The sequence below is a fragment of the Streptococcus sp. OMI870 genome, assembly GCF_047460295.1.
Classification (GTDB): domain Bacteria; phylum Bacillota; class Bacilli; order Lactobacillales; family Streptococcaceae; genus Streptococcus.
Window position 1 is genome coordinate 411,264 of record NZ_JASHGM010000001.1, and the last position, 19,110, is coordinate 430,373.

The window sequence follows — 19,110 nt, forward strand, 5'->3', positions numbered from 1 at the left end:
AACACCAACAAAAAATCATCTTTTGGTGTTCTCTTCATTTTTAGATTTCTGAAAAAACCTCTTGTCCATGTATCAGTAGATACCCTTTATCTCTATTTTTCATGAACATTGTCTTATAAACCGCAGATTACAGTCCTAATATATATGGAGAAATACAACTTTTCTAAATCAACTTATATTCATACCACTCTTCATCTACTATCTGAAATCCCAAAGCCAAAAACATTCTTTGACTTTGAGTATTAAAAGTATAAATTTGAGCAGTTACCTTAACCATTTCTTTCTCTTTGGCTAACTGTATCATTTCAGAAATACATCGTCTTCCGATCTGTAAATTCTGATACTCTTTGCTGATCACTATAGAAAGCTCTGTATTATCTTGAAGTGTCACATCTCCAACTAACACTCCTTTATATTGGATATAATAGCATGAACCATGTGAAGTTAGGTAATCATACATTTTATGAAGTTTTGTTAGACTGTAAATCTGATCAGTATTATCCACTTGTTTGCAAACCTCACTATCTTGATACCAAAGAAGGGAAATGTCATCATTCCTATAATAAGGAATAAGAGTGATCTGTTCGTCTACTATTCTATTCATTATGACTTGTTCTTATTTCTATTTAGAGGTTTCTTCCGATACTTCAATATTCCCCATCAACCAATTGGACATCTTTTTGCCCTTGTCTTTATAAGGGTTGGGAGGAAACAAGGTGAAAGGTGGAATACTGGCATCTGGGAAGAATAGTTCTACGCTTATCGTTCGCTCGCGATTATGATTGACGTAGGCTGTAAAATAGATATGGTAATGTCCACTCACATCACCACCATTATCATACTCTCCTCTAGCAGTATTTGGCAATAAGGTAACAGATTCTATGTCCTGCTTTTCCCGGGCTAAGTTTGCGATGATCTCACGCTTAATAGCAGTCTCATGATTTCTGACGAAATTCCCATCATCACTATATCCAGGATGCTCACTAAGAGAATAGAAAACAAGGACCATCAGAAAGGGTAGAGAAATTAATAAAATGATTAGCTTATTTGATTTTAACATGGAGGTTCCTCATTCCATTTTTCTTTTGAAAACTCCTCAATTTTAATCAACGATAAGGTTTTATAGTACTCTGGGATTTGTGGCATTCTCATGATCACAAAACCGAACCACGATATAAGGCCATTCACAATCAATAATGCTCCTTCAGTTCCATTACTAGTTCCGATAAAAAAACTCAAACAAACAATATTGGCCACTACTGTGATATACCAGTCGATCATTCGTTTCCCTTTTGGTTCAAAAACAAGACAGTATGATTTGCTATCTTTAGGAATTCTCGAATCAAATGTCCGTTTGGCACGTTTTCCATACCAAACCGCCATTAGATAGGATAAAAGCATCGAGAAAGCAAATATTCCTAATTTCAAAATAATTTGTTGACTGACTCCCCAGCTGATAAACGCCTTTTTCATGAACCTGTAGGAAATACCGACAAGGGGTTGAACCATAATGGCCACAGTAGATGTTCCTAACCGAGTTTTAGATTTTATTTCAAAACTATCGTTGGAAGGAGATAACTCAACCATCTTTTCAGTAACTTTCTTAGGAAGCCAACCTAAGAAATAGGATTTTCCTTTTATTGAAGTAGAATCTAAAATAAATTTTTTATTGTTATACTCAACGATTCTAAAAACTGCTATATTCGAATATTTAAATTTTAAATCCAAAATAATGCTCCAAAAATTTGCTCTGTTGTAAAATGAAGTGCAACACAAAGTTCCTCATTCTACTTATAAAAAATCTTGACCCAATCCTGCTTTGCACTGAGGATACGAGCAACATACACTGTATGCTTCTCAATATAATAAAATGCGAGATAGTTCTCTATTGGCATATAACGATAGGGTTTTCCATCATTCGTCATCTCACCATAGCCCCGGCTTGATACCAGAGGACAGGGTTCTGGAAACAGTTCTAGGGTCTCAAGAGCACTCAATAGCAAATCGACTTTTCCATCTGCAGCTTGCTGGCTATAAAAATTCACAAGAATATAGTTGTGAATGTCACGCAAGTCCTGCTTAGAACGATCTGAAAGAAAGACCTGATAGCGTTTCAATTTAGTCAAGACCAAATTCCTTTCTCACATCGGCTACAGAAGTAACTTTTCCTTGAGCAATTTCCTGGTGCCCCACTAAAATCTCCTTTTTTAAGTCCTCAAAGGCTACTTGATACTGTTTGTCCTGCAAATCACTCGAAACAAATTCTTCTGGATCCACAGTCCCGTTGGCAACTTTTCGAAGTGCTGCATTTAGGACATCTGACACAGAAATTTTTTGATCTGCAAGCACCTCTTTTGTTTTCTGGTAAAACATCGCATCTGCTCGAAAATTCACTGCTTTCGTGTTTGCCATTTCTACCTCTCCTTTGTACATACAATTTGTATATACATTCTACCATGAGATAGAGAAGGGATTCAAGTGAAAAATGGATTCCTCTTTCACTAAATAAAAGTTGTAAGAGATAAGAAAGCTGGGTTTAAAACTGGTGACAAATAGTTTTAAACTAAAAAAAGTGATAGATTGTTCTGTCTATCACCTTGTGTTTTGTATTTACGAAGTTCCTTATTTCCCCTATTATACGACTTTCCAAAAAGAAAAGCCTACGATAGGCTTTTTCATCTGACAATATCTTTATACATATCTGGTCTTCTGTCTCTAAAGAGACCCCAATTCAGGCGCTCATTCGCTCCCTTGTCAAGGTCATAAGTAGTTAACAGAACAGCTTCAGCTTGTCTTTCAGCTTGCTCTAGAATAGCTCCTGTTTCATCAATCATAAAGGATGAACCGTAGAAATTAAGACTAGAACTTTGCCCCCCATTTTCCTCACAAGGAGTGACTTCTTCTAAACCATAACGATTGGCTGCAATAACTGGCACAATATTTGCTGCTGCGTGTCCTTGCATGGTACGTTGCCAATGACCACAACTATCTGTATCCAAAATAGGCTCTGAACCAATGGCTGTTGGATAAAAAAGCAATTCTGCGCCATTTAGTGCCAGGCAACGGGCTGTTTCTGGGAACCACTGATCCCAACAAATGCCAATACCAATCTTGGCATAGCGAGTATCCCAGACCTTGAAACCTGTGTTTCCAGGAGTAAAGAAGAATTTTTCTTGATAATAATGGTCATCTGGTATGTGTGTCTTCCGATAAACGCCTAGTACTTCTCCATCTGCATCAATGACAGCAATGGAATTGTATAATACATTACCATCTTTTTCATAGAAACTGATCGGTAAAACGACCTTTAGTTCCTTGGCAATCACTTTAAAATGCTGAATAGCCGTATTTTCTGTCACCGACTGGGCATACTGGTAGTAGTCATACTGACGTTCCTGACAGAAATAGGGACGTTCAAATAATTCAGGCAAGAGAATAATTTGGGCTCCTTTGTCTGCAGCTTGTCGAACTAAGCGTTCAGCTGTTTGGATATTGGTTTCCACATCCTTAGCGCATTGCATCTGAATAGCTGCAACCGTTACATTTCTCATCTTTTTCTCCTATTCTGGAATTTGTTGGGTAATACAGTGGATATTTCCACCACCTAAAAGAATATCTCTTGCAGGAATTCCGACAACTTCACGGTCTGGGAAACACTGGCTCAGGATATTCAAGGCTACTTGGTCGTTTACATCCTGAAATTGTGGCACTAATACAGACTTATTAGCAATGTAAAAATTTACATAGGAAGCTGCTAAACGTTCACCTGCATAGCGTTCTTCTTCGCCTTCTTCATAAGTATAGCCCGGCAAATCCTCCTCTGTAACTACTTGATGAATAGCTGGGATTGGAAGTTTATGAATAGTGAAACTTCGACCTTTTGCATCGGTTTCCTTCTCTAAAAGAGCTAGATCTGCTGTAGACATGGCATACTGAGGATCGTCTTGGTCGTCCGTCCAAGCTAAAACAAGCTCTGCAGGACCAACAAAGGCTGCAACATTGTCGACGTGTTCATTTGTTTCGTCTTGATAAATACCATAAGGCAACCAAATGACTTTTTCGGCACCGAGGCTCTCTAGTAAGGTCTTTTCAATCTCTTCTTTAGTCAGCTGAGGATTGCGACCCGGACTGAGCAAGCAGCTTTCTGTGACAAGAATAGTTCCTTGACCGTCACTGTGTATAGCTCCACCTTCCAGTACAAATGGTTTGGCATCGTAAACAGGTATATCTAAGACTTCTGCAAAGCGACTGGCTACTTGGTCATCTGCTTCATAGTCTTGGTAAAGACCGTCAACAGCACCACCCCAGGCATTGAAAGACCAATCTACCGCTAACTTTTCCCTTTGATCATTGAGGAGAATAGTTGGACCAGTATCACGTGCCCAGGCATCATTTGTCTGAATATCTAGATAAACAACATTGTCTCCAAGATAGGATTGTGCTTCAGATAGATAGTCCTCCTCAACCAAAAGGTAGACTGTTTCCCCCTGAGCAATCGTTTTGATAATCTTGCTAAAAGCTGCTTTAACAGCCTTTCCTTGAAAAGACCAAGAACCTGGTCGAGTAGGCCATATCATGAGAGTCCCATGATGGGGTTCATACTCTGCAGGCATCCGATAACCTAATTTCTTTGGGCTGTCCATCATGATAATCTCTCCTTAAAGTCTTGGTAGCCAAATGCTTTGACTAGACTGCACTCACCCTCTTTATCCATGAGATACAAACTTGGAAGCCCAATGCCGTTAAAGGTATTATTTTTGACAAAGGAGTAAATAGCCATGTCTTCAAAATAGAGGCGGTCACCGATTTCAATCGGTTTTTCAAAGCTGTAATCCCCAATGATATCCCCTGTAAGACAAGTATTTGAAGAGAGTCTATAAGTATAAGGTTTTTCTTGCGCTTCAAAACCATCTCTCAATGGAGGGCGATAAGGCATCTCAAGAACATCTGGCATATGGCAGCTTGCTGAAGCATCTAACACCAAGGTCTCAATCCCGTTTTCAACAATATCTAAGACTTCTGTCGCTAGATAGCCCGCATTAAGGGCAATAGCTTCTCCTGGCTCGATATAGATGTCAAGGTTATAAGTTTCTCGAATGCGTTTAATCTCAGAAATCAGTAAGTCCACATCATAGTCATCTCTCGTAATATGATGACCACCACCCATATTGAGCCATTTAACTTGATGCAAATAGGCTCCAAACTGCTCTTCTACTGCTTTCAAGGTTGTCTCTAAATCATCTGCCCCCTGCTCACAAAGAGTATGAAAATGAAGCCCGTCAACCAAGTCCAGCAAATCACTAGGTATCTTGTCTGAAGTCACTCCAAAACGAGAGCCAGGAGCACAAGGATCATAAAGCGCGTGGTCACCCTGCGTTGAACATTTAGGATTGAGGCGTAGACCGACACTGATACCAGCTTCACGACAACGTTGACCATATTTTCGTAATTGTCTCTCTGAGTTAAAGACAATATGATCAGATATTTTAAGCAACTCTTCCATATCTGATTCCTTGAAAGCTGGCGCAAAAACATGGACTTCCCCAGGGAACTCTTCTCTAGCTAACTTAGCCTCATAGAGTCCACTAGCCGTCGTACCTGACAGATACTGACTAATCAAAGGATAGGTTTTATAGAGGGAATAAGCCTTTTGAGCCAGTAGAACCTTACAGCCAGTTTTTTCTTGAACCTCTTGTAAAATGCGGCAATTCTCTTCTAATTTTCCTAAGTCAATGATATAAGAAGGTGTTGGTACTTGTTCTAACTTCATTAGTCCACCATTTGTGGATTTTCAAGCACAACCCATGGCAAACCGTATTTATTCAAAGCTTCCATGAATGGGTCTGGATCCAATTCTTCAAGGTTATAAACTCCTGGTTGTTTCCAAGTACCATCCATAACTAATTTTGTCCCAATCATGGCTGGAACACCTGTTGTGTAAGAAATGGCTTGTGAACCAACTTCTGCGTAACATTCTTGATGGTCGCAAACATTGTAGATGTAGATGGTCTTTTCAACGCCATCTTTGACACCTGTAAAGATACATCCAATATTAGTTTTACCAACAGTACGTGGGCCAAGGCTGGCAGGATCTGGAAGCAAGGCTTTCAAGAATTGGATTGGTACGATTTCTTGTCCGTTAAAATTAATTGCATCTGTACGAAGGAGACCAACGTTTTCCAAGCATTTCATGTGAGTTAGATAAGATTGACCAAAAGTCATAAAGAAGCGAATTCGTTTAACACCTGGAATGTTCTTTGCTAATGATTCGATTTCTTCATGGTGGAGGAGATACATGTCTTTTTGACCAACTTGAGGGAAGTCATACTCACGTTTGATAGACATGGCTTCGACTTCTACCCATTTTCCATCTTCCCAGTAAGAACCTGGTGCAGAAACCTCACGTAGATTGATTTCTGGGTTAAAGTTTGTCGCAAATGGATAACCGTGGTCACCACCATTACAGTCTAAAATATCGATATAGTGGATTTCGTCAAAGTAATGTTTGAGTGCATAAGCTGAAAAGACGCTGGTTACCCCTGGATCAAAACCAGATCCAAGCAAGGCAGTCAGACCTGCTTCCTTGAATTTCTCTTGGTAAGCCCATTGCCATGAGTAGTCAAAGTAAGCTGTAAAACCAAGTTCCTTACAACGTTTCTCATAAATAGCACGCCATTCAGGGTCTTCTGTGTCCTCAGCCTCATAGTTGGCAGTATCGATATAGTGGACACCTGTTGCCAAACAAGCATCCATAATAGTTAAATCTTGGTATGGTAGAGCTACGTTCAAAACAGCTTGTGGTTTGTAGCTTTCAATCAAGGCAATCACTTCTTCTACCTTGTCAGCATCAAGAGCAGCTGTCTCAATCTTAGTATTTGTTTTGCCTTCTAATTTAGCCTTCAAGTCATCACATTTTGACTTGGTACGGCTTGCAATCATAATCTCTTTAAAAGTTTCGCTGTCTTGACAAATCTTTGAAATAGCAACCTGGGCAACGCCCCCACATCCGATAACTAATAAACGACTCATTTTCTTCCTTCCTCTTCTTCTAAAATGTCTTCTACATACTTAGGCAACATAAAGGCACCAATATGTAGGTTTGCAGTGTAGTATTCTGTGAAAAGCTGGCGTTTTTTCCAACCTTCCTTGTCAAAATCTTTGACAGGGTGGTATTTTTTAGATGCAAATCCAAATAACCAATAGCCTGCAGGACTGGTAGGGATATGTGCCTGATAAACTCGACTGATTGGAAAGGCTTGATTAACCTTACGGTGCATGCTTCGACAAGCTGACTCATCTTCGTCAAAGAAGGGACTACCATGCTGATAAATCATGATTCCGTCCTCTTTCAAGGCTCTATAGCTATTGCCGTAAAATTCCTTGGTAAAGAGCCCTTCCGTATGGCCAAATGGATCAGTCGCATCGTTAATGATAATGTCGTAATCATTTTCACAGTTTCTCAAAAACCTTAGTCCATTTTGGTAGTAAATAGTAACACGAGGATCATCTAGCCCAGCAGCAAAATCTGGAAAATATTCTCGACAAACCTCAACCAGCATCTCATCTGGTTCCACGATATCGATTTGTTCCAATTCTGGATAGAGTGTTAATACTTGGGCAACACCACCGTCACCGCCCCCAATAACCAAGACTTTCTTTGGATTGGGATGAACAGCCATAGGAACGTGGACGGTCATTTCGTTGTAGACAAAATCATCTGCATCTGAAAACAAGACATGCCCATTTAAAATCAAAATCTTCCCAAAAGCTGGTGTATCTAATACTTCTATATCCTGCCATTCACTTTTTCCAGCGTAGAGTTGTTTGGCAGTTCTCAATGATAATTTCACATCTGGAGTATAAACTTCAGAAAACCATAAATCCATCTAGTTCTCCTTTCTCTTAATAACGTTGATATGATTGACCTCTGGGTCTTCCGTTCCTTGGAGGGAACAACCACGTTCTTTTGCGAATTGGATATAATCGACAAGACCTTGTGTAATTCGTTCACCAGGTGCTAGGATAGGAATCCCAGGAGGGTAACACATGACAAATTCCCCACAGACTTGTCCAACGGACTCGTCCAAGGTTAAGCTTCTTCTCTCTGAGTAGAAGGCTTCCTGTGGAGATAGCACCAACTCTGGTTGGATATATTCGCCAGCGATCAAGTCCTTCCCATCTCGCGAGTAGAGTCTCTTGATATCAGCCAAAGCACCTACCAAGCGTTCAATGTCTTGAATGCGGTCACCAATTGAAATGTAGGCCAAGATATTGCCGATATCACCAAACTCAATTTGAATGTCATATTCATCCCGTAAGAGATCATAAACTTCAATCCCTGTTAGACCAATACCCTGAGTGTAAACTGACAGCTTGGTTACATCAAAATCACAAACCGATACACCATCTACTAGCTCTTTTGAGTAGGCATAGTAGCCACCGATGGCATTGATTTCACGACGAGCGTACTCAGATAGCTCAATGACCTTCTCAAATGACTCTTTACCACGAAGAGCCAAATTGCGGCGTGAAATATCCAAACTAGACATTAACAAATAGGATGCTGATGTTGATTGGGTCAGGTTAATGATTTGACGCACGTACTCAGGATTCATCTGATCGCCAACTAAAAGAAGCGAACTTTGAGTCAAGCTGCCACCAGACTTATGCATAGATACGGCTGACATATCTGCTCCAGCGTCCATAGCAGATAGAGGAAGTTTATCTGTAAAGTGGAGATGAGCACCGTGTGCCTCGTCTACTAAGACTTTCATTCCTGCAGCGTGGGCCATCTCTGTTAGCCCCTTTAAGTCTGAACAAATCCCATAGTAGGTAGGATTGTTGATTAAGATAGCCTTGGCATCCGGATGGTCATTAATAGCTTGTGCCACACGATCATTTTCAAGCCCCAAAGCAATACCGATTTTGGGATCCACACTCATCTCAATATAGATGGGAATAGCTCCACATAAAACGAGTGCATTGATGGCTGATTTATGGACATTTCGTGGTAGGATGATTTTATCACCTGCTTTACAGGTGGAAAGAATCATGGTTTGCACGGATGAGGTTGTCCCGCCAATCATTAAAAAGGCATGGGCAGCTCCAAAAGCCTCTGCTGCTAGCTCTTCTGCATCTCTGATAATCGAAATAGGATGCCCAAGATTGTCCAAGGGCTTCATAGAATTGACATCAATACCAACGCATTTTTCCCCTAAAAGTTCAACTAACTCTGGATTCCCACGGCCACGCTTATGACCTGGTACATCGAAAGGAACAATCCTTTTCTTTCGTAACTTAACTAACCCCTCATAAATGGGAGCTTGGTTCTGATTTAACATTATGAAGACATACTCCTTTACTTTATTTTCTACACCTGAGCTAAAATCAGGTGTTATAGGAAACTTATGAAAAAAGAGCAGGTTGGCACCTGCTCTACAATCTACTGACGTGTTTATGCTTGTTTCTTTTGAGTATGTCTGTTCCTGATGTTTCCTAACTCTCTAGTAGCAAATATTACGTACTTTATTGATCGTTTCACAAGATGACGTGTGCTTTCACCACACTAACAAATGTATACGAATTAGAACTAATGTCCTAACATCAACTTATAAAAGTAGGCTTTTAACCCTATCAATAATGTGGCTTTTCAACCACGCTTCGGCATTCAACCCTGCCTGTCCGTAGGCATTTTTTACTCGGGTTTATATTTGCTAGAAAACATCATCTCATTTTCTAAGCTTCATCAATATATCATGTTTTCAGAGACTTGTAAAGTATTTTTCGAACTTTTTTTAAAACTATTTAATATTTAGTTCGTGTAATTTATTCAACCCAGAATTAGAAATCGTTTTAAATTTAAATCAAAAACAAAAAAACGAACTAAATAAATTAATTCCTTTAGATAGGCATAAGCGAATTCAACTATTCAAAATCGTATTTACTCATCACGCGCTACTTTGGCAGCTAGTTTAAAATCAGTCATCAAATAATTTTCATCTAGACGGATAAGACTATAATACTCATTCCAAAATAGAGAGTCACTGTTACTTGACCACTGTAATCCATACCATAATTGAGTGACATCACTTGTATTTGATGGTGGGATTGACCATAGATGCTTTTTGAAAGTTTCTTGAACGCGTGGAACATCAAGTCGACTAGTCAAGTCGAGTTCATCCAATTTCAAAGTGATAGCCGGTAGATTTTTTGGATTAAAATACTCCACATCAAAACTATCTTCTTTTTCTAAAGTATATCCCGGGATTTGCGCTACAAAGGCTCTTCCCTCTTCTAAAGAATCAAACACGACTAAATCTTTTTTATAATCACCTTGATACAATTCCAATATAACCATTGATACCCCTCCGTCATTCAGTATCGGTCCGCATAACCCCTATCTATTATTTTATTACAACCGTTTCTTCCCATCGTCTGAGCACATCTTTCAAAGGCTCATCGAGATAGCTATAGGCCTTGTCTTTGATCCAATCAGGGATTCCATAAGCTGCTTCGGCGATACTTCCTGTGATAGCAGCAAGAGTATCACTATCCCCACCAAGAGAAATCGCATTTCGAATAGCATCTTCAAAATCTGTACTTTCAAGAAAGGCAATGATGGCCTGAGGTACCGTATTCTGGCAAGTTTCATTAAAACGATAAGTAGGACGAATTTCATCTAGTGTTTGAGAAAGATTATATCCATACTCTTGTTCTATGTGTTCCTTGATGAGTCTCTTACACTCTGTAGGATTATCGTTGATCGGTTTTCCATAGTCGCCACTGTAACCTCCAAAGTAATAACGACACATAAAGATAGCATCAGACGTCGCCATAGCTCCTTTGACTCCCTCTGGATGGTTATGAGTCACCTCTGCAGAAAGTCGTGCAACTGCTCTTTTGGACGGCCAGGCTCCCGTTCGTGCACAGAAACTACAATCCATGGTCCAGGCACATGGAGAAACACGCATTGCTGAGCCATTGCCAAAGCTATTATAAGGTTCTCGATCGTCGCCATCAACCCAATTCCCAAATCTTGCACCGTAACCTGCATCGGGATACATCCTACCATATTTTTTCATGGCATCAATAAAGTCATCCTTCTGACCGCCATTCATAATGGCTTCAGCAACAGCACAGGTCATAACCGTATCATCAGTGAAAAAACAATCCTCACGAAATAATGGAAAGTCTTTCGTTTTAATATTGTCCCATTCGTAAACAGAACCAACAATGTCTCCAACTATTGCTCCTAACATCAGATTCCTCCTTACAGCATATCAGATTTCCAATGGGTCGCTCTTTAAAAATGGTACCACCAACTCAATCCACTCTTGAGGCAGATAAGCTGATAAATAGCCGTGGTTATAGCCTTTCGCTTCATACAGGATCGTATTGGGATGGAGCTGCTGAAATAATTTAGCCGATGCTTTCACACAGTTTAATTCTTTTTCACCGTAGATATACAGAACCTGCGCCTTGCTAGCAGAAATCGTGTCCTTGAGCTTGTAACGCCCCATATAGGTTTTGTAAATAGTCACTAATGTTTTGATAGGCGTCCTTGGCAGATCCTCCAAATAATAAGCTTTTATCTCCTCTGGATAAGCCAGTTTAGGATAGAGCTTGTTCATCATGCTTAACTGGAGTTTACAAGAGAATTTACTGAACATCAGTTTACCAAATAGGGATACTAGAAAGATGCTGAGTTTAGCTAACCCTGGTTGAGGAATACAGAGGCTTCCGTCTATAATGGCCTTCTCAGCTATCTCGCTATCTAAGGACAAAAGCTCCATAGCAATTTGACCGCCAAGCGAAACGCCACCGATCGCAAACACCTTTCCACCACAGTTTGCTTTGATATAGTCTAGGATCTCCAAAGCGGAATCTTCCGTAGAAACATAATCGAGTGGATATTCTTCGCCGTGGCCATTCAAAGTAGGTAAAATAACACGGTATTCTTCTGATAAGATCCTTGCTTGACGAAGATAATTCCACCAAGAACTGCCACCACCGTGTATGAGCAAGATAGGAGGTGAATTCTTATCCCCAAATTCATGGAATTTCATGTTTAAACTCCTTACTGTAGGACTTTAACTCGTAGTGATAAAAATCATCTGTTTTAAAGATAGTTAGACATATTTGAAATTGAGCAAATAATCCCGACATTTCTTCAAATTGATATTCCAACGTTTACATTATTCAGTCTTCTTCTTGTTCGAATACCAACTAGGAATGATTTGCTTCATATCATCATACCATTCTAAAATCTCCTTAGCTTGATGTTGCATTACTGCTATTTCTTCAACTCCGTATGGTACAGACCATGACAGAGCACCAACTATGTTATTTAGAATATAGATAGCGAGAAGCTTCCAAAATAAATCCGGAACCTTATGATCAAAATATCCATCTATCATACCAGACGCAAAAAAGGGAGAGACTTGAGCAGACCATACAATACGATTGAATTCCTCCCAAGGATCTCCAAGATCAAATCGATCAAAGTCAATGACATAAATTTTACGATCTACACCAATCATGAAATTTCCTATATGATAATCTCCATGTTGGAAAACCTGAGGTCTATCTTTTAACAATTCTCGATTTGCATTTAAAAAATCAATAAAGATCTGACCATTTTCATATTGAACGGGACATTCTTTGTATTTGGAGATTTTGTCATCAATTTTTCGATTATAAAAGACCTCCCAATCTTCACGAACTTCTGTAACAGGAAGTGAATGAATTTTTCGAAGTATACTTCCTGCTTCTACTCCATAAGTATATTGTTGTTCTTTCGAAACAGTTAAAATGGTTTCTCGAGCATCTTTCCCGTCTATCCATTCGTGTAAAGAATGTACTTCGTCATCGCAGAGTTCTATGCTAATTGGCTTACACATCGGAATTCCAAGAGAAGCCACTTTCTCCATCATATCAAATTCAAATTTTTTAGAATCTAACTTCTCCTTATCAGAAACACGCAAGAAATATTTTTGCTGATTTTGATCTGTCACACAATATTTTTTATCATCTGACCAGCCTTTATTTATGGCTATCTTACTACTAAAATTCATCACGCACTCTCCGATTCACTTTCCAACACTTCTTGCAGTTTTCACTAGTAACCCATCCAGTTTGTCTACACTTTAGTTACCTAGATCAAGATTTAGATAATGAAAACTAGTCAATTTTCTCAATAATGTTTCCAAGTTTATCCAATACAAGACATGAATGATCATTTAGTGGAATTATGGGAACATGAACGAGTTCTTCAGCTCTATCCTTATTAGCTTTATCATTCCAGGAATCATAATGGACACTAATTAAAAACTGACTAAAGAGTCCTAATCCATTTTTTATCTTTATCTGATGATCTGAATGATCATTAGGTGAAACATAGACTTTTTCTCCTAATAATAGGGCTCCTGCAGAAAATCCCATAACTTTCGCCCCTTTATTCAGCATATGAACGATATAATTTTTGAACTCCTGATTGACATAAGTAGCTAGATACTTTTCCGTATTTCCACCACCGATGATGATGACATCAGCATCTAGATAGCTATCAAAATCAATCTGCTCAGTGTCCAAGAGTAAGTAATCAGTGTTTAGGTTAGAAAAATGGCTTCGGAAAACTTCCGTGTACTTTTTCATATACGGTTCCCAATTTTCTCGATAAACTGTAAAAATGACAATTCTTTCGATCTTCCTTGATGACACAATTCTATTAACAATCGTATGGTTCTTTATCGGTGGATTTCCACCCATCAAAAAAATTTGTGCTTCCATTTTTTCTTTGTCCTTTCTCAAAAACGAGGCAAAGATGGTACTCCAACTTTTAATCTGTCCATACAAGTTTTACCGATAGCTCTCAGAAACTCTTCGCATCTACCGAATTTCAGAACAAAGGCAGCTCATTCTGATTTCTTATCAGCCTCTCGTAATAGCCTGTCTTCTATTTGCTTTTACCTATCTTTTTCCTCTGCTAGATTCTCTAGTTCCTCGATAGAATGACGATGCCTGTGCTTCTCTTCTGTTAGATAATGCTTGTGGACATGCGAATGCCTTACCGTATGCGTGTGGGTACTTCCGCCATGGGTATGCGTGAATGCATGCTGGTGTTCATGGTCATGTTGGCGAATAAGCGTATCGACTACCACTAAAGCAGAACCAATGACCATCACGATCAAGGCGATCACATACATCCAGGATAAGGATTCACTTAAAAATACAAAAGCAAGGAGAGCTCCGATCAAGGGATTGACAGCATAATAGGCACTAGTTTTAGCTGCTCCGAGAACATTCTGGGCTCTCACATACATGAAAATGCTGAGTCCGTAAGCTACAAAACCTAAAGCCAAGGCAATGGCGATATAGCCGATTCCTGGAAAGGACTCTCTTTTTATCAGAGCAATGACCAGAGCGCCAAGACCAGAGCATAGGCCTTTTAGCATCACAATTTGATAGGTGCTCTTTGATGATAGTTCTCTAGTGCAGTTATTTTCAAGTCCCCAGCAAACGGTAGCCATGATCACCAGCAAAGAACCATAAGAGAAATGAAAGCTGTCTGTTCCTTCAAACGACAGCAAGATACTTGACAGGGTGATTAGTCCAATGGCCAGCCATAATCTTTTGGTTACAGCTTCTTTGAAGAGAATCAAGGCAATGACTGTCGTCGCTACAATTTCAAAATTCCCGAGAAGCGAGGCATTGGCAGAGGAACCATAGCTGATTCCAAGCATCAGAAAAATCGGTGCAGCAATATCGAGAACAATCATTCCGACAATATAGGGAAGTTTCGCTTTTGTCAGGCTCTCAGCTTTCTCCCTGTCCTTCTTATTAAAGAGTGACATTATCCCAATACCAATCCCAGCACCGAGATACAGCAATGCTGCCATTGTAGTCGGGCCCACATGCTGCAAAAGAACCTTTGATATCGGTACATTTATGGCATAAAAAACAGCTGCCAGAAAGGCAAACATAATTGCTTTGAGCTTATTTTTCTCCATCAATTTTACTCCTCTATTTCATTATTTCTGGTCATGACCTCTATATCACAGCCCAGATCCAAACCAAAGTATCACTCCATCCAAACAGGTATTTCGCTTAGAACTCAAAAGGTTTGGGGAGTTCAAAGCTCCAGTGGAGCTTTGAAACCTCTCGCCTTGAAATGTCAAAGCGAGAGGTTTAACTGCGTTTTATTAACAAACTTACACACTCAACATGCGCAGTCATCGAGAACATATTCACATACTTTTTAACGATCGCATAAGGTTATCGTTAAATGGTATTACCTAGATAAACTGAGATTTTATTATTTCTTTTTCTTTGGTTTTGGTGCAGGTAACTCATCATACATTGAATTAAATAAGCCGGTTAAATATTCTTTGTTGTCAACATCATCTACCAATAGCATTTCCTTTGCACCTTCATAAGGCAATTCGTATTCTACATTCGGCATATACGCTATTACAGATTTGACAGGCTTCACTAAAAATCTATCATCATAAATTCCACCCATGATTTTCCCTCGATAATAAATTATATACTCACCCATCATTGCTCTATATGATATTTCTTCCAACTCGGACAATTGTTCTAAAATGAAATCTAAATATTCTTTACTTGAAGCCATTTTTGCTATCTCCCTTAATTACTAAAATTTCAATAGTCCATTTTCATCAAATTGAAAATTGGGTCCCCAAGAAACTTCCCAATAATATCCATCTAAATCCGAAAAATATGCGTGATATCCACCCCAGAAAAGTACCTTTGGCTCTTTTACAGTTTTTCCACCTGCTTTTCATTACTAATTCTATTACTAGCCAATATAGTATAAATTAAATGACCAATAAAAATGAAGATAAAAATAACATAGCAGCCAGTATTACAACTTACTACTTTTCAAATGATAATTTATAAATGTCTTTCCAGCCACTCGATCTTCTTAAAATCCTTATTGTTATTGTTATCATTTCGATAGGAGTCTTGAGAAGAAGCTTTGTAAATACTTAGATACTGCTCCAGACTTGGAAGACGAAAAGTGATACCTTCAGTGTGAATAAGCTCTATATCCGATTCCGAAACTCCTGCAAAATCAGGTAAGGAATCGATACTTCCAAATTCAACACTCACTCGATCCTTTTGGAATTCATGCTCATGAATATCTATTAAGACGTAGCCTAAGTCTTTCATTACTTTCATTATCTTGTCCCAATCATAAATTCTGAGATGATCAGGTGCTTCCCAACCTCTAGGGTCACCAGGCACATGAATGTCAATGTCAGACGGCCCCCAATTTTCTTTCGTTCTAAACTCCAATCCCAAAGACCCCATCAGTGTCGGTGTAATTCCGACTCGATTTAAATGGAAACAAATGGTTTTAAATTCTTCAAATAAGAGACTCATGTTTACTCTATGCCTTTCATCTAAATGTTCGTTATTTCTACTTTATTACCTTGAACAAAATCATCTTCATTTTCTAGAGTATATCCAGTTATTTTGGATACATATTCTTTTCCTTACTAATTCTATTACTCGCCAATATTGTATAAATTAAATAAGCAATAAAAATGATAATAAAAATAACATTAATTTTTAACACAAAATAGAGATTTAACAAATTTGCGAACGCATGAAATAATATACAGTATCCCACAGATTTCGTTTGACGGTAAAGAAGCCCTAAAACAAAACTTAAAAATAATGTATATATAAAAAATAAAATAAAAGGAAATCCTTGATGACTTTCTCCAACTATAAACCATAAAGGAAGATGCCAAATTCCCCAGATTGATCCTACAATCAAATTAGATTGCCAATAAGTATATTTTTTATCAAGTAACGGCTGTAATATTCCTCTCCATCCTAATTCTTCATGTCCACCACCAAAAAAAATTAGTTGTATAAAGAATAATGGCATCAGATAAATGGATACTTCATTTAATTCTAAGGAAGATACAGAAAATAGTATCAAAATTGCTAACAAATGAATAATGAAATAAATACTACTATTTCCTTTCTTACTAAATAGAAAATGTTGAAATTTTATATTATTCCTTTTCAAATAAAAGCCACTTGCAATAGCTGGACCAAGTGCACCTACTATATGTAATGTTCTTCCTATAATTGTTTCTAATCCAAAAATATGAGATTGCGTAAAGATGGCAAGAATCCCCCAAGCTATATAAGTAATTCCAAATGTAATATAAAGATAATTTTTTAAATTCCTTTTATCAATTTCTGTCATTTTATCTTCCTTATTTTGATTATTTTAAATGTAATATTTGTTACTGCTTCTTAGTTGCTCTCGATTATAACTACCTATATTCTATCACAAAAACACAAAAAAAGCCTTACAATCAAGGCTTTTCATTATTGATTCATACCAAGCTTTCTAGGCTTTTACAAGCAAAGCTACACACTCGGCGGTTCGCTGTAACCGTATCGTTTCGTCGTAAACTCCTTACTCTACGACAGCTATCGCATGGGCGGAACATCTCCTTCTACTTCGCTGATACCTCAGCTCGTACAAGCAGTGATACTGCCTCAACGTGTGCTGAGAGCTTTCTTCTATACTAATAGACGAAAGGGTGTGAAAATGATTTTTAAATGATACTGTGGAACGGAACAGTAGCCCTAGTATTGACTACTGTCGTTTCTATTCATATTGGCTATTCTAGGACTGAGATGAAAAAATCTATAAATGCTCAGAATAAAATTGAACCCGCAAATCTCCCCAAAACAATGGTGAGTCATGTACTTGTATTATTCCGAAAAAATACACCTCTGGTGCAGTGAGACAAATTGGTGTATCTTATAGTGGCTTCGTAGATGAAAGCTATACTCTACTATCACTCTTTGATGATGTAGAACAAATTGAAAAAGATAATAGACTTCAGACAGCTATTGATGTTGTCAGAGAACAGTTTGGTTTTTTAGCCATACAAAAAGGAACCGTCCTAACTGAAGGTTCCAGAAATATTGAACGCAGTAAACTTATCGGTGGTCATTCCGCGGGTGGATTGGAGGGATTAAAATGAAACAAGAAAAAAATACAGTACAATTTTCAGAAATCCGTAGCAAAGGATGTAATGATATTGAAATGCTTGAAAGATTTTTACATGGAATCGTTGAAACAGCAACTTCAAAACTTCGTCAGAGAAAACTCAAAACAACTGAAATATCGATACGACTAGTACATGCTAAATCTGAAAACCGATTACCATTGGAATTTACATTTAGCATTAAGCCAACAAGCTCATCTGTGATAATCTATACTGAGGTAATCAATCGCTTTAAAGAATGTTACACAGGTGGGGGAATTCAAGGTTTTACGATTCAATTTGATAAAAATACCCTTGCCTCTGCATAGAAAGGATTTGATATGATTGACCGTTCATATTTACCATTTCAATCAGCAAGAGAGTACCAGGATACAAAGATGCAAAAATGGATGGGCTTTTTCCTATCTGAACATGCATCAGCACTCTCTGATGATACAAACAAAGTAACGTACATGTCTGACTTATCACTAGAGAAGAAATTATTACTCCTCAGTCAAGTATACGCCGGGCAGCTACGCACACGCATTCAAGTGATTGAAAAAAACAAGCGTGTTTCCTACACTGGAACAATACCAAGTCTGACCAAAGATTTCATTTTGATAAAAACTACAACAGGTCACATCAATTTGAAATTAAAAGACATTATTAGTATTGAACTTGTCGAGGAGGTGCTCTATGAATCAGCTTGAGTTTCAGCGTAATCACCTACAAATGGACTATTATAGCGAGAGCTACCAAGATTTTGAACGTGACTTCTACCGCTACTCTAACATGAATATTCCATTGACCTTCCTAACTGATGATATCCTAAAAACAATGGCGACTTCACGTAAGAATTACTTTGTCCTCAATAAGGAAAAGTCCAGAGATAACCGCGATCACTTCTTCATATTTGAAGTAAGTACCGTAGATGAGAATCCGCTAATCTATCATTATACATATAAGAAAACTACAATATATTTAGCAGAAAAATAGGAGCAGTTCAATTGACTGTTCCTATTTTTAATATTCATAAAATCTAAAGTCTTTATACTCTTTAACAATG

Annotated in this window: 23 protein-coding genes and 2 pseudogenes; 4 read left to right on the forward strand and 21 right to left on the reverse strand. The window is 38.3% G+C overall.

Going from position 1 to position 19,110, the window contains the following annotated elements; translation table 11 throughout:
• Nucleotides 1-163: 163 nt before the first annotated feature.
• From QM968_RS02100 to QM968_RS02200, 21 genes and pseudogenes are all read right to left on the reverse strand, one after another.
• Nucleotides 164-604, reverse strand: a complete 441-nt coding sequence (locus QM968_RS02100) for a GNAT family N-acetyltransferase (protein WP_414381860.1) — start codon at nucleotides 602-604, stop codon at nucleotides 164-166.
• 18 nt (nucleotides 605-622) lie between these two features.
• The gene (locus QM968_RS02105) at nucleotides 623-1,060 is read right to left on the reverse strand and encodes a hypothetical protein (RefSeq protein ID WP_414381863.1); all 438 of its coding nucleotides are present in this window, start codon (nucleotides 1,058-1,060) and stop codon (nucleotides 623-625) included.
• A complete protein-coding gene (locus tag QM968_RS02110) occupies nucleotides 1,054-1,728 on the reverse strand; it encodes a DUF443 family protein (protein ID WP_414381866.1) in 675 nt (224 codons plus the stop codon). Before QM968_RS02110 ends, QM968_RS02105 begins: the two co-directional genes overlap by 7 nt.
• Before the next feature lie 59 nt (nucleotides 1,729-1,787).
• Nucleotides 1,788-2,126, reverse strand: coding sequence for a type II toxin-antitoxin system RelE/ParE family toxin (locus QM968_RS02115; protein ID WP_414381869.1), 339 nt, complete (start codon nucleotides 2,124-2,126; stop codon nucleotides 1,788-1,790).
• A complete protein-coding gene (locus QM968_RS02120; RefSeq protein WP_414381872.1) occupies nucleotides 2,119-2,412 on the reverse strand; it encodes an antitoxin in 294 nt (97 codons plus the stop codon). The genes QM968_RS02115 and QM968_RS02120 overlap by 8 nt, the downstream gene beginning before the upstream one ends.
• Before the next feature lie 263 nt (nucleotides 2,413-2,675).
• The gene (gene aguB / locus QM968_RS02125) at nucleotides 2,676-3,551 is read right to left on the reverse strand and encodes an N-carbamoylputrescine amidase (RefSeq protein WP_414381874.1); all 876 of its coding nucleotides are present in this window, start codon (nucleotides 3,549-3,551) and stop codon (nucleotides 2,676-2,678) included.
• A gap of 9 nt (nucleotides 3,552-3,560) precedes the next feature.
• Nucleotides 3,561-4,646, reverse strand: a complete 1,086-nt coding sequence (gene aguA / locus QM968_RS02130) for an agmatine deiminase (protein WP_414381876.1) — start codon at nucleotides 4,644-4,646, stop codon at nucleotides 3,561-3,563.
• Nucleotides 4,643-5,770 carry a carboxynorspermidine decarboxylase gene (nspC, locus tag QM968_RS02135; RefSeq protein ID WP_009730808.1) on the reverse strand — a complete coding sequence of 376 codons (1,128 nt, stop codon included), beginning with the start codon at nucleotides 5,768-5,770 and terminating at the stop codon, nucleotides 4,643-4,645. Before nspC ends, aguA begins: the two co-directional genes overlap by 4 nt.
• Nucleotides 5,770-7,029, reverse strand: a complete 1,260-nt coding sequence (locus tag QM968_RS02140; protein WP_368402443.1) for a saccharopine dehydrogenase family protein — start codon at nucleotides 7,027-7,029, stop codon at nucleotides 5,770-5,772. Before QM968_RS02140 ends, nspC begins: the two co-directional genes overlap by 1 nt.
• On the reverse strand, nucleotides 7,026-7,886 hold the full coding sequence (speE, locus tag QM968_RS02145) for a polyamine aminopropyltransferase (RefSeq protein ID WP_347087266.1): 861 nt from the start codon (nucleotides 7,884-7,886) through the stop codon (nucleotides 7,026-7,028). The genes QM968_RS02140 and speE overlap by 4 nt, the downstream gene beginning before the upstream one ends.
• A complete protein-coding gene (locus QM968_RS02150) occupies nucleotides 7,887-9,341 on the reverse strand; it encodes an aminotransferase class I/II-fold pyridoxal phosphate-dependent enzyme (protein ID WP_414381881.1) in 1,455 nt (484 codons plus the stop codon). It lies immediately after the preceding gene.
• A 599-nt stretch (nucleotides 9,342-9,940) separates the two neighbouring features.
• A pseudogene (locus tag QM968_RS02155) lies at nucleotides 9,941-10,198 on the reverse strand (hypothetical protein); the annotation flags it as partial.
• A gap of 205 nt (nucleotides 10,199-10,403) precedes the next feature.
• Nucleotides 10,404-11,258, reverse strand: coding sequence for an ADP-ribosylglycohydrolase family protein (locus QM968_RS02160; protein ID WP_414381884.1), 855 nt, complete (start codon nucleotides 11,256-11,258; stop codon nucleotides 10,404-10,406).
• A 21-nt stretch (nucleotides 11,259-11,279) separates the two neighbouring features.
• Nucleotides 11,280-12,065, reverse strand: coding sequence for an alpha/beta fold hydrolase (locus tag QM968_RS02165; RefSeq protein ID WP_414381886.1), 786 nt, complete (start codon nucleotides 12,063-12,065; stop codon nucleotides 11,280-11,282).
• Between the two features lie 129 nt (nucleotides 12,066-12,194).
• The gene (locus QM968_RS02170) at nucleotides 12,195-13,073 is read right to left on the reverse strand and encodes an aminoglycoside phosphotransferase family protein (protein ID WP_227038549.1); all 879 of its coding nucleotides are present in this window, start codon (nucleotides 13,071-13,073) and stop codon (nucleotides 12,195-12,197) included.
• A 106-nt stretch (nucleotides 13,074-13,179) separates the two neighbouring features.
• On the reverse strand, nucleotides 13,180-13,788 hold the full coding sequence (locus QM968_RS02175; protein ID WP_414325358.1) for a Type 1 glutamine amidotransferase-like domain-containing protein: 609 nt from the start codon (nucleotides 13,786-13,788) through the stop codon (nucleotides 13,180-13,182).
• Nucleotides 13,789-13,964: 176 nt separating this feature from the next.
• Nucleotides 13,965-15,008, reverse strand: coding sequence for an EamA family transporter (locus QM968_RS02180; RefSeq protein WP_414381888.1), 1,044 nt, complete (start codon nucleotides 15,006-15,008; stop codon nucleotides 13,965-13,967).
• A 305-nt stretch (nucleotides 15,009-15,313) separates the two neighbouring features.
• A complete protein-coding gene (locus QM968_RS02185; protein WP_414325356.1) occupies nucleotides 15,314-15,634 on the reverse strand; it encodes a TfoX/Sxy family protein in 321 nt (106 codons plus the stop codon).
• A gap of 146 nt (nucleotides 15,635-15,780) precedes the next feature.
• Nucleotides 15,781-15,873, reverse strand: a pseudogene (locus tag QM968_RS02190) (CPBP family intramembrane glutamate endopeptidase); the annotation flags it as partial.
• A gap of 42 nt (nucleotides 15,874-15,915) precedes the next feature.
• Nucleotides 15,916-16,407 carry a phosphoribosylanthranilate isomerase gene (locus QM968_RS02195; protein WP_414381891.1) on the reverse strand — a complete coding sequence of 164 codons (492 nt, stop codon included), beginning with the start codon at nucleotides 16,405-16,407 and terminating at the stop codon, nucleotides 15,916-15,918.
• 88 nt (nucleotides 16,408-16,495) lie between these two features.
• Nucleotides 16,496-17,248 carry a lysostaphin resistance A-like protein gene (locus QM968_RS02200; RefSeq protein ID WP_414381894.1) on the reverse strand — a complete coding sequence of 251 codons (753 nt, stop codon included), beginning with the start codon at nucleotides 17,246-17,248 and terminating at the stop codon, nucleotides 16,496-16,498.
• Between the two features lie 547 nt (nucleotides 17,249-17,795).
• On the opposite strand from QM968_RS02200, the gene QM968_RS02205 reads away from it, so the two are divergent.
• The 4 genes from QM968_RS02205 to QM968_RS02220 are packed head-to-tail and all read left to right on the forward strand — an operon-like array spanning nucleotide 17,796 to nucleotide 19,040.
• The gene (locus QM968_RS02205) at nucleotides 17,796-18,041 is read left to right on the forward strand and encodes a hypothetical protein (protein WP_001813542.1); all 246 of its coding nucleotides are present in this window, start codon (nucleotides 17,796-17,798) and stop codon (nucleotides 18,039-18,041) included.
• Nucleotides 18,038-18,373, forward strand: a complete 336-nt coding sequence (locus QM968_RS02210) for a hypothetical protein (RefSeq protein ID WP_000806926.1) — start codon at nucleotides 18,038-18,040, stop codon at nucleotides 18,371-18,373. The genes QM968_RS02205 and QM968_RS02210 overlap by 4 nt, the downstream gene beginning before the upstream one ends.
• A gap of 12 nt (nucleotides 18,374-18,385) precedes the next feature.
• A complete protein-coding gene (locus QM968_RS02215) occupies nucleotides 18,386-18,754 on the forward strand; it encodes a hypothetical protein (RefSeq protein ID WP_000567222.1) in 369 nt (122 codons plus the stop codon).
• Complete coding sequence (locus QM968_RS02220; protein WP_001072467.1) at nucleotides 18,741-19,040, forward strand: DUF5960 family protein; 300 nt, start codon at nucleotides 18,741-18,743, stop codon at nucleotides 19,038-19,040. Before QM968_RS02215 ends, QM968_RS02220 begins: the two co-directional genes overlap by 14 nt.
• The last annotated feature ends 70 nt before the right edge of the window (nucleotides 19,041-19,110 follow it).